The following is an 8439-nucleotide window of genomic DNA, read 5'->3' on the forward strand; positions in this document are numbered from 1 at the left end:
TTACGAGATGTTCGTGCTACGTGAGACTTCATGCGTTCAACTGACTCATAGCCAGCTTCAATATTAACTCCCGCTTTTTCATATGCCTTCGACATGGAAAGGCCTCCTATCGTACGATTTCTTTTTCATGCGGCATGGCCGTATCCGAATAAATATCTGTTGGATATTCACCCGTGAAACAAGCTAAGCATTGTCCGCAATTTTTCATTTCAGATGATCGGCCATTCGCTTCTAGCATTCCATCTATTGATAAGAATGATAGTGAATCTGCACCGATTTCATCACGCATTTCTTCCACAGTACGACCTGTTGCTATTAATTCTGAGTCCGAACTAATATCTACTCCGTAATAGCAAGGAGCAATCAATGGGGGAGAAGCGATCACAACATGTATTTCTTTAGCACCCGCAGCACGAAGCATGGCGACTATACGCTTAGATGTGGTGCCACGAACGATTGAATCATCGACCATTACAACCCGCTTGCCGCTAACCACTTGGTGTACAGGTGACAGCTTCATCTTTACGCCTTTTTCACGCAACGCTTGAGACGGCTGGATGAACGTTCTACCAACATAACGGTTTTTAATTAATCCCAATTCGTACGGAATACCACTTTGTTCAGAGAATCCGATGGCAGCAGAAATACTGGAATCAGGAACTCCTGTGACGACATCTGCACTAATCTGTACTTCACGAGCCAATTGCTTACCGCAACGTTTACGTGCAGCATGAATATTGATCCCATCAATATCCGAGTCAGGACGTGAGAAATAAACATATTCCATTGAACACATTGCATTATCTGCAGGTTCTGCAAAACGCTCAGATGTCAATCCGCTGTCATTAATAATCAGTAATTCACCAGGTTCGACGGAACGAACATGTTCCGCACCAATAATTTCAAAAGCACAAGTTTCCGAAGCAACTACCCACGCATCGCCTATTTTCCCAAGCGATAATGGTCGCATACCGTTTGGATCTTGGGCAACCATCATTCCTTCATCTGTCATCAAAACAAATGCGAATGCACCTTTTAATATACTAAGGGCTTTTTTTACTCGGTCTCGCTGATTCCGAGATCCACTGCTACGTTTGATCAAGTGCGCAAGAACTTCTGTGTCGGATGTACTTTGAAAGATACTTCCTTGGCGCTCCAAATGTTCTTTCAAATCTGTTGCGTTGATCAAGTTACCGTTATGCGCTATAGCTAGACTCCCTGTTGTCGAACGGAAGACAAGCGGTTGAACATTCTCTATACCGCGTCCGTTTTCTGTCGTATAACGGACTTGTCCAATCGCGCCACGTCCTACGAGTGAATTCAGTTTTTCTCCAGAGAATACTTCATTAACCAAACCTTCGCCTTTGACCGCGTGAAGACCGTTATCGCCTTTTACAACGATACCAGCTCCTTCTTGCCCACGGTGTTGAAGAGCATGCAAAGCGTAATAGCTGAGCTGTGCTGCATCTTCATGTCCCCAAATACCAAATACGCCGCACTCTTCGTTTAAGCCTCTGAGCTCAGCAAGCATGAAATTGCCCCTTTCCAAGCAGTCTGGAATTCTTCAACCGTCCCTTCTACTAAGACAGTTCCCTCTGCATCTTTGATGACAATTTCTTCGCCATCTGTCACGGTCCCGATTTTCACTGCATGCTGGACTTTCTCTTCAAACGCAGCTACTTGATCGGCTTGTACAGTCACTAAGAAACGTGACTGTGTCTCACTGAATAATGCAGTAATTGCTGAACCTTCCACTGTCACATCCGCACCCAATCCGTTTGAACCGAATGTTCCTTCACAAAGCGCTACAGCAAATCCGCCTTCTGAAAGATCATCAGCTGATTGAATGAGTCCAGCTTGGATCGCTCCAAGAAGTTGTTGCTGACGTGTAGCTTCTACATCTAAATCGATTGCTGGTGATTTACCGAAGATCTTTCCTTCGATCATTTGTTGCAATTCACTGCCACCGAATTCTGTTTCTGTTTGACCAATTACATAGATTGCATCTCCAGCTTGTTTGAAACCAGGAGTTGTTACTTGGCTCAAATCATGGACGATTCCTACCAAGCCAATTGTTGGTGTTGGATAGATTGGCACACCATTTACTTCATTGGAAAGAGATACGTTACCGCCAATGACTGGCGCATTCAGCTTACGACAAGCTTCTGAAATTCCATCTGCAGATTTTTCAAGCTGCCAGAATACTTCAGGCTTATCAGGGCTACCAAAGTTTAAGCAATCTGTAAGTGCGATTGGCTCTGCACCCGAACATACTAGGTTACGTGCAGCTTCAGCTACTGCAATTTTACCACCCGTTTCCGGATCCAAATAAATGAAACGTGAGTTACAATCTGCTGTCATCGCAATACCTTTGTTCGTTCCTCTAACACGGATCACACCTGCTGACGCTCCTGGTGCTAGTACTGTATTAGTTCTTGCACCTGTATCGAATTGGTTGTAAACCCACTCTTTTGAAGCAATCGTTGGACGTTGCAATAAGTCGAGTAATGTTTCTTTCAAGTTCGTTACTTGTGGTTCTGTATTTTCAATCGCCTGGTTTTCTCCAAACGATGCTGGTTCTTGTGATTCTTTCTGATAGCTAGGTGCATCTTCAGCTAGCAGATCTGCTGAAACTTCCGCTGCGACCTCGCCTTTATGAAGTAGACGAAGCATTTTATCGTCTGTTACTTGTCCTATTACTGCCGCAGTAATACCATACTTCGTGAATAGTGCAATAACTTCCTCTTCACGACCCTTTTTCACAACGATCAACATGCGTTCTTGAGACTCAGACAACATCATTTCATACGCTGTCATATTCTCTTCGCGCTGTGGTACAAGATCCAAGTTTAATTCCACACCATAGCCTGCTTTAGAAGCCATTTCTGCTGCAGAAGATGTCAAACCTGCTGCGCCCATGTCTTGAATACCGATTAACGCATCGGACTTAACTAAATCTAAACAAGCTTCCATCAATAACTTTTCAATGAACGGATCGCCGGCCTGCATGACTGGTAGTTCTTGCTCTTCTTCAATAGATAATTCTGAAGATGACATCGTTGCTCCATGAATACCATCACGGCCTGTAGTAGCACCTGCATATATCACGGTATTGCCTACACCAGCTGCTACACCTTTTTGAATATCTTCATGATTTAGCAATCCGACTGCCATTGCATTGACCAATGGGCGCTTCGAATAGCACTGGTCGAACTGAACTTCTCCAGCCACCGTTGGGATTCCCATTGCGTTACCATAGCTCGCAATTCCTGCAACTGCTTCTTCAAACAGGAATCTATCACGTGGTTCTGTTAAATCACCGAAACGAAGTGAATTTACTAGTGCTACGGGACGTGCACCCATAGAGAATACGTCACGAATGATTCCGCCTGCACCTGTTGCTGCACCAATGAAAGGCTCGATTGCTGATGGAGAGTTATGGGATTCCATTTTGAACACGGCAGCTTGATTATCACCGATGTCTACAATTCCAGCACCCTCACCTGGTCCTTGTAGAACACGCGCACCTTCAGTAGGAAATCTGCGTAATACAGACTTTGAGCTTTTATAAGAACAGTGCTCTGACCACATAGCAGAAAATAATCCTGTCTCTACATAGTTCGGCGTACGTCCAAGTTTTTCTACCGCACGATCATATTCTGCATCCGTCATACCCATTTGAAGGTATAGACGATTTTCTTTAATTTGCTCTGCTGTAGGTTCGTGATTAATTGACATGCTGTTCACCCCGATTGTTCATGATTGACTGGAATAAAGCTGTTCCATCTGTTCCACCGATGATTGCTTCTACCGCACGCTCTGGAAGTGGCATCATACCAAGAACATTACCTTTTTCATTTGTAATCCCTGCGATTGCCGCTGTACTGCCATCTGTATTTTCATTCGCATATGTGAAGACGATTTGATTATTGTTTTTCAGTTCATTCACTGTCTGCTCGTCTGCATAGTAATTGCCAAATTCACTAGCTACTGGCAATGTGAGCACTTGACCTTGTGTATAGTCTTTTGTAAAAGCTGTATCATTATTTTCTACCCGTACCGATTCTTGAGCTGAACGGAATTTCAAGCTCTTATTGCGTAAAAATCCACCTGGGAGGATGCCTGCTTCTACTAAGATATGAAAACCATTACCGACTCCAAGAACTAATTTGCCAGATTCAGCAAATGCTTGAAGTTGCTTGCATGCAGGTGAACTTTTCGCCAATGCACCCGGACGTAAGTAGTTGCCGTATGAAGTGCCTGTTGGCAATAGAACTGCATCGAATTGATCGAGTTGATCAGCTTCCGTATGCCAAACGTATTCAACATCTTGCTTTACCGTTTCCTCAATGGCATGGTACATATCAAGATCACAAGTAAGACCTGGGAATACTAGAACGGCGAACTTCATTTGCTGGCAACCTCCCCGATTTCAAAGCGATAATCTTCAATGACTTTATTGATCAATAGATCATTACACATTTCTTTCACGCGTGTCTCAATTGTCTCTTCTGAACCATCTAACTGCAATTCAATCAATTTGCCAATTCGCGCGTTTTTCACTTCTTCATAACCCATTTTCTGAAGTGCTTCTGTTGTTGCGATTCCTTGTGGATCTACAACACTTTCTCTTAGTGTTACATAAATAGTTACTTTCGTCATTGTCGGTTCCTCCCAAAGTGGAAATCATAGTTTGTATTAATTAGCGTCTTGCCAAATACCAGACTGTTCAATTTCTTGCAATGTTTTTTCAAGATCATCCGTCATAATCGTTACATGACCCATTTTACGTTTTTCTTTCACTTCTGCCTTACCGTATAAATGAATCGACCAATCCGGATAATCTGCAACACGTTCTTGAAGTGGTGCTACATGTTCTCCCAGCACGTTCACCATAATGGATGGTGCCCATAGCTTCGGCTCACGTAATGGCCACCCACAGACTGCGCGAATATGCTGATGAAATTGCGAAATGTTGCATGCCTCTATTGAGTAGTGACCCGAGTTATGTGGTCGCGGTGCCAATTCATTGATAATAATCTTACCGTCAGGCAACACGAACATTTCAACTGCTAGCGTGCCTACTAACTTTAAATGGCCAGCAATTTTTTTTGCTGCTTCTTCTGCCGACTCCAGGACTGCTTGATCAACTCGTGCAGGCACAATCGACTCGTGCAAAATATGATGTTTATGAATATTCTCTGCAATTGGTAAACAATATGTCTCACCAGCTGGGTTTCGTTGAATAATAACGGAAATTTCTTTTTCGAACGGAACGAATGCTTCCGCTATACAAGATGAGTGGGTAAATAAATCCTTAGCACTCTCTATCTGCTCTTTCGATTCAAGCTTGACCTGACCTTTACCATCATAGCCACCAAATGCCGTTTTTACGATACAAGGAAAGCCAACATCATCAATTTTCTGTACTAACTCATCATACGTTTCGGCAGTTATATATGGTGCAACCGGCACACCAGCTAACTGAATTTCAGCTTTTTCATTAATTCGGTTTTGCGTAATGCGAACTAATTCAGCGCCTTGCGGAACATATGCTTTCTCAGTTAGCCGTTTCAATCCTTCATAATCAATATTTTCAAATTCAAATGTAATGACATCACTGACTTTGCTTAATTCGTTCAGTGCTTCTTCATCATTATACGGAGCGACAATTTCAACATCGGCTAACTGTCCACACGGTGAATTCTCTGTTGGATCTAGTACCGCAATCTTGAATCCTGCTTCTTTTGCTGCAAGTCCCATCATCCGTCCCAGTTGTCCACCACCAATGATGCCGATTGTCTGTCCAGATTGAATCATTTTCAATTTAATTCACCACTGCTTTCCAGCGAGATTTTCTTCATTTCATCGCGTCTTTGCTGTAGCTTATTACGTAATTCCTCATCTTGTACACAAAGTATTTGAGCCGCTAGAAGGCCCGCATTTGTAGCTCCTGCTTTGCCAATCGACACAGTTGCTACCGGAACGCCACCAGGCATTTGAACGATGGATAATAACGAGTCCATTCCATTCAAGGCTTTAGATTGCACAGGCACACCAATAACAGGAACTAGCGTTTTTGCCGCAACCATTCCTGGTAGATGGGCAGCTCCGCCTGCTCCTGCGATAATAGCGTGTAATCCTTTTTTCTCTGCTTGTTCTGCATAGTCAAACATGAAATCCGGCGTACGGTGGGCTGACACAACTTTCTTTTCATAAGGAACTCCTAGTTCATCTAAAATGTCGCATGCATGCTTCATTGTTTCCCAGTCGCTCTTACTGCCCATAATGACACCAATCTTCGGTTCCAAATCTAATCCGCTCCTTCATGCCCAACATGATTTAATAAAAATAAAAAGGTCCTTGAAAACTCCACTTTTCACATGCACAAAAAGCAGAACTTTCAAGGACCCTTACTAAACGGATGTAAAACTATCTAACTCAGTCATCATCCGTGATATCCAAGAAAAATTGCTTTCCCACATAGTGTAGACATTTACGGTGTCTTGGTAGAAACGCCACAGCCAATTCTGCAGCATATACGGGGAACTCATTTACTCTTATTATATTATCAACTATTACATAATCCGTCAACTTAAAACCGAACATTATATTATATATCTTTTAAAATCATTCGCCTTTAAGTTGACATATGAATGTATACAAGACAGTTCCCTTTCAACCAACAGTTATTAGCTATTTTTGATGCCCTGAAACTGCGTTTGTTGTCTAATGGGGATATACTCTTCTCCCACTTGTTTAAACAAAGGTTTCTCTCTTCGAGCCACCACTGTATAGCCTAAGTTCTTAATTCTGTCCAAACATTCTTCGAGGGTCTCCTCTTCTTCTCTATCAAACCACATCTTCTGTTTACTCATTTAAATAATTTTCCTCGTTTCACATTCTTTACCCAGAAGCCGCCGTGTATCGATTTAGGCTCATAGGATATAATAAATGCTTTCGGATCAATCTCCGTTATGGTCTTATATAGTTTCAGTTCATATTTTCGTGGAGTTAGAATCTGCATAGTTGAACGAGCTCCACTTAAACCATTTGCTGAAGAGTCCGTTACACCATAACCGAGTCTTCTTAACTCCGCAGGCATTTCTTTATTAACATCTGCTGTTATCACATTGACTGTAATATAACCGAGTGCTAATCTTTCCTCAATTTTGGAACCGATAATAACTCCTATACCATACCCCAGAGCATACGCAATTAAGTTTTGTATTTGCCCAAGATTATCCAGTACTAAACCAAGCCCAATTACATACACTACTGTTTCTATCATACTCACACCAGCAGCTATATAACGATAACCTTTCAAAGTCAGGATAATTCGCATTGTCATGAAAGTTACATAAACAATATTTATCGCGAAGATAATTAACACCATTACCATTGCATCACTCCCCTTAACAAGTAGAGTAATCGTATCGCGCCTATCCCTATAATTCAAGGAAAGTCTTTTGAAATGTGGTTGATAATGGATAAGAATATTAGGTTTACTTTATTGATAGGAGTTGGAAGAGAGTTTTTTAGGTGGGGATTGAATAGATGGGGGTATTTTTTTGTAACTTAGTTGTTGGGAAGATGGGTGGGATAGAGCACTTGGTGGGGGTCTATGAGCGGATAGTGTGCTGGATAGGGCACTTAAGCTGAGCCTATGAGCTGATAACAGGTGGGATAGAGCACTTGGCCTGAGTCTATGAGCGGATAACGGGTGGGATAGAGCACTCGGCTTGTGTCTATGAGCGGATAACGCGCGGGATAGAGCACTTGGCCTGAGTCTATGAGCGGATAACGCGTGGGATAGAGCACTTAGCCTGTGTCTATGAGCGGATAACGCGTGGGATAGTGCACTTGGCTTGTGTCTATGAGCGGATAACGCGCGGGATAGAGCACTTGGCTTGAGTCTATGAGCGGATAACGCGCGAGATAGAGCACTTGGCCTGAGTCTATGAGCGGATAACGGGTGGGATAGAGCACTCGGCTTGAGTCTATGAGCGGATAACGGGTGGGATAGAGCACTCGGCTTGAGTCTATGAGCGGATAACGCGCGGGATAGAGCGCTTAAACTGAGTCTATGAGCGAATAGCGCGAGGAATAGAGCACTTAGCTTGAGTCCATGAGCGAATAGCTGGCGAGATAGAGCACATAGCAGGACACTATGAGCGTAAGACACGATACAATAGATCACCATCCGATTTTAGCATACAAAAATAACAGATTCTTAATCGGCTCAACTATACATTTTACATAATACACCGTTTTTAGAACACAAAAAAGCCACTCCCCATAAGGAATGGCTTCGTGCCTAGCAACGTCCTACTCTCACAGGGGGAAACCCCCAACTACCATCGGCGCTGAAGAGCTTAACTTCCGTGTTCGGTATGGGAACGGGTGTGACCTCTTCGCCATCGTTACTAGACTCTTTGA

The 8439-nt window shown here is 43.0% G+C and carries 8 protein-coding genes, 1 rRNA gene and 1 riboswitch; all 9 genes read right to left on the bottom strand.

Annotated features, from left to right (window positions below; all coding sequences use genetic code 11):
- Window positions 1-106 precede the first annotated feature (106 nt).
- Complete coding sequence (purF, locus tag Q7P97_RS10970) at window positions 107-1531, bottom strand: amidophosphoribosyltransferase (RefSeq protein ID WP_303969232.1); 1425 nt, start codon at window positions 1529-1531, stop codon at window positions 107-109.
- On the bottom strand, window positions 1507-3738 hold the full coding sequence (gene purL / locus Q7P97_RS10975; RefSeq protein ID WP_303969233.1) for a phosphoribosylformylglycinamidine synthase subunit PurL: 2232 nt from the start codon (window positions 3736-3738) through the stop codon (window positions 1507-1509). The genes purF and purL overlap by 25 nt, the downstream gene beginning before the upstream one ends.
- Complete coding sequence (purQ, locus tag Q7P97_RS10980) at window positions 3728-4411, bottom strand: phosphoribosylformylglycinamidine synthase subunit PurQ (RefSeq protein ID WP_303969234.1); 684 nt, start codon at window positions 4409-4411, stop codon at window positions 3728-3730. The genes purL and purQ overlap by 11 nt, the downstream gene beginning before the upstream one ends.
- On the bottom strand, window positions 4408-4662 hold the full coding sequence (gene purS / locus Q7P97_RS10985; protein ID WP_303969235.1) for a phosphoribosylformylglycinamidine synthase subunit PurS: 255 nt from the start codon (window positions 4660-4662) through the stop codon (window positions 4408-4410). Before purS ends, purQ begins: the two co-directional genes overlap by 4 nt.
- Before the next feature lie 36 nt (window positions 4663-4698).
- Entirely contained in the window at window positions 4699-5820 is a 1122-nt protein-coding gene (gene purK, locus Q7P97_RS10990; protein ID WP_303969237.1) for a 5-(carboxyamino)imidazole ribonucleotide synthase, read from the bottom strand.
- A gap of 2 nt (window positions 5821-5822) precedes the next feature.
- Window positions 5823-6311, bottom strand: coding sequence for a 5-(carboxyamino)imidazole ribonucleotide mutase (gene purE, locus Q7P97_RS10995; protein ID WP_085427163.1), 489 nt, complete (start codon window positions 6309-6311; stop codon window positions 5823-5825).
- A 153-nt stretch (window positions 6312-6464) separates the two neighbouring features.
- A riboswitch (purine riboswitch) is annotated at window positions 6465-6565 on the bottom strand.
- A 127-nt stretch (window positions 6566-6692) separates the two neighbouring features.
- Window positions 6693-6878, bottom strand: a complete 186-nt coding sequence (locus tag Q7P97_RS11000; protein ID WP_303969236.1) for an NETI motif-containing protein — start codon at window positions 6876-6878, stop codon at window positions 6693-6695.
- Complete coding sequence (locus tag Q7P97_RS11005; RefSeq protein WP_085427165.1) at window positions 6875-7402, bottom strand: DUF2179 domain-containing protein; 528 nt, start codon at window positions 7400-7402, stop codon at window positions 6875-6877. The genes Q7P97_RS11000 and Q7P97_RS11005 overlap by 4 nt, the downstream gene beginning before the upstream one ends.
- A gap of 913 nt (window positions 7403-8315) precedes the next feature.
- Window positions 8316-8431: ribosomal RNA gene (gene rrf / locus Q7P97_RS11010) — 5S ribosomal RNA — on the bottom strand.
- Between the last annotated feature and the right edge of the window lie 8 nt (window positions 8432-8439).

This window comes from Sporosarcina ureae (genome assembly GCF_029267015.1).
Classification (GTDB): domain Bacteria; phylum Bacillota; class Bacilli; order Bacillales_A; family Planococcaceae; genus Sporosarcina; species Sporosarcina ureae_D.

Coding starts and splice junctions, on each gene's coding strand:
- purF (WP_303969232.1), bottom strand. CDS start 1,531: ATGCTTGCTGAGCTCAGAGGCTTAAACGAAGAGTGCGGCGTATTTGGT.
- Q7P97_RS11005 (WP_085427165.1), bottom strand. CDS start 7,402: ATGGTAATGGTGTTAATTATCTTCGCGATAAATATTGTTTATGTAACT.
- purQ (WP_303969234.1), bottom strand. CDS start 4,411: ATGAAGTTCGCCGTTCTAGTATTCCCAGGTCTTACTTGTGATCTTGAT.
- purK (WP_303969237.1), bottom strand. CDS start 5,820: ATGATTCAATCTGGACAGACAATCGGCATCATTGGTGGTGGACAACTG.
- Q7P97_RS11000 (WP_303969236.1), bottom strand. CDS start 6,878: ATGAGTAAACAGAAGATGTGGTTTGATAGAGAAGAAGAGGAGACCCTC.
- purL (WP_303969233.1), bottom strand. CDS start 3,738: ATGTCAATTAATCACGAACCTACAGCAGAGCAAATTAAAGAAAATCGT.
- purS (WP_303969235.1), bottom strand. CDS start 4,662: ATGACGAAAGTAACTATTTATGTAACACTAAGAGAAAGTGTTGTAGAT.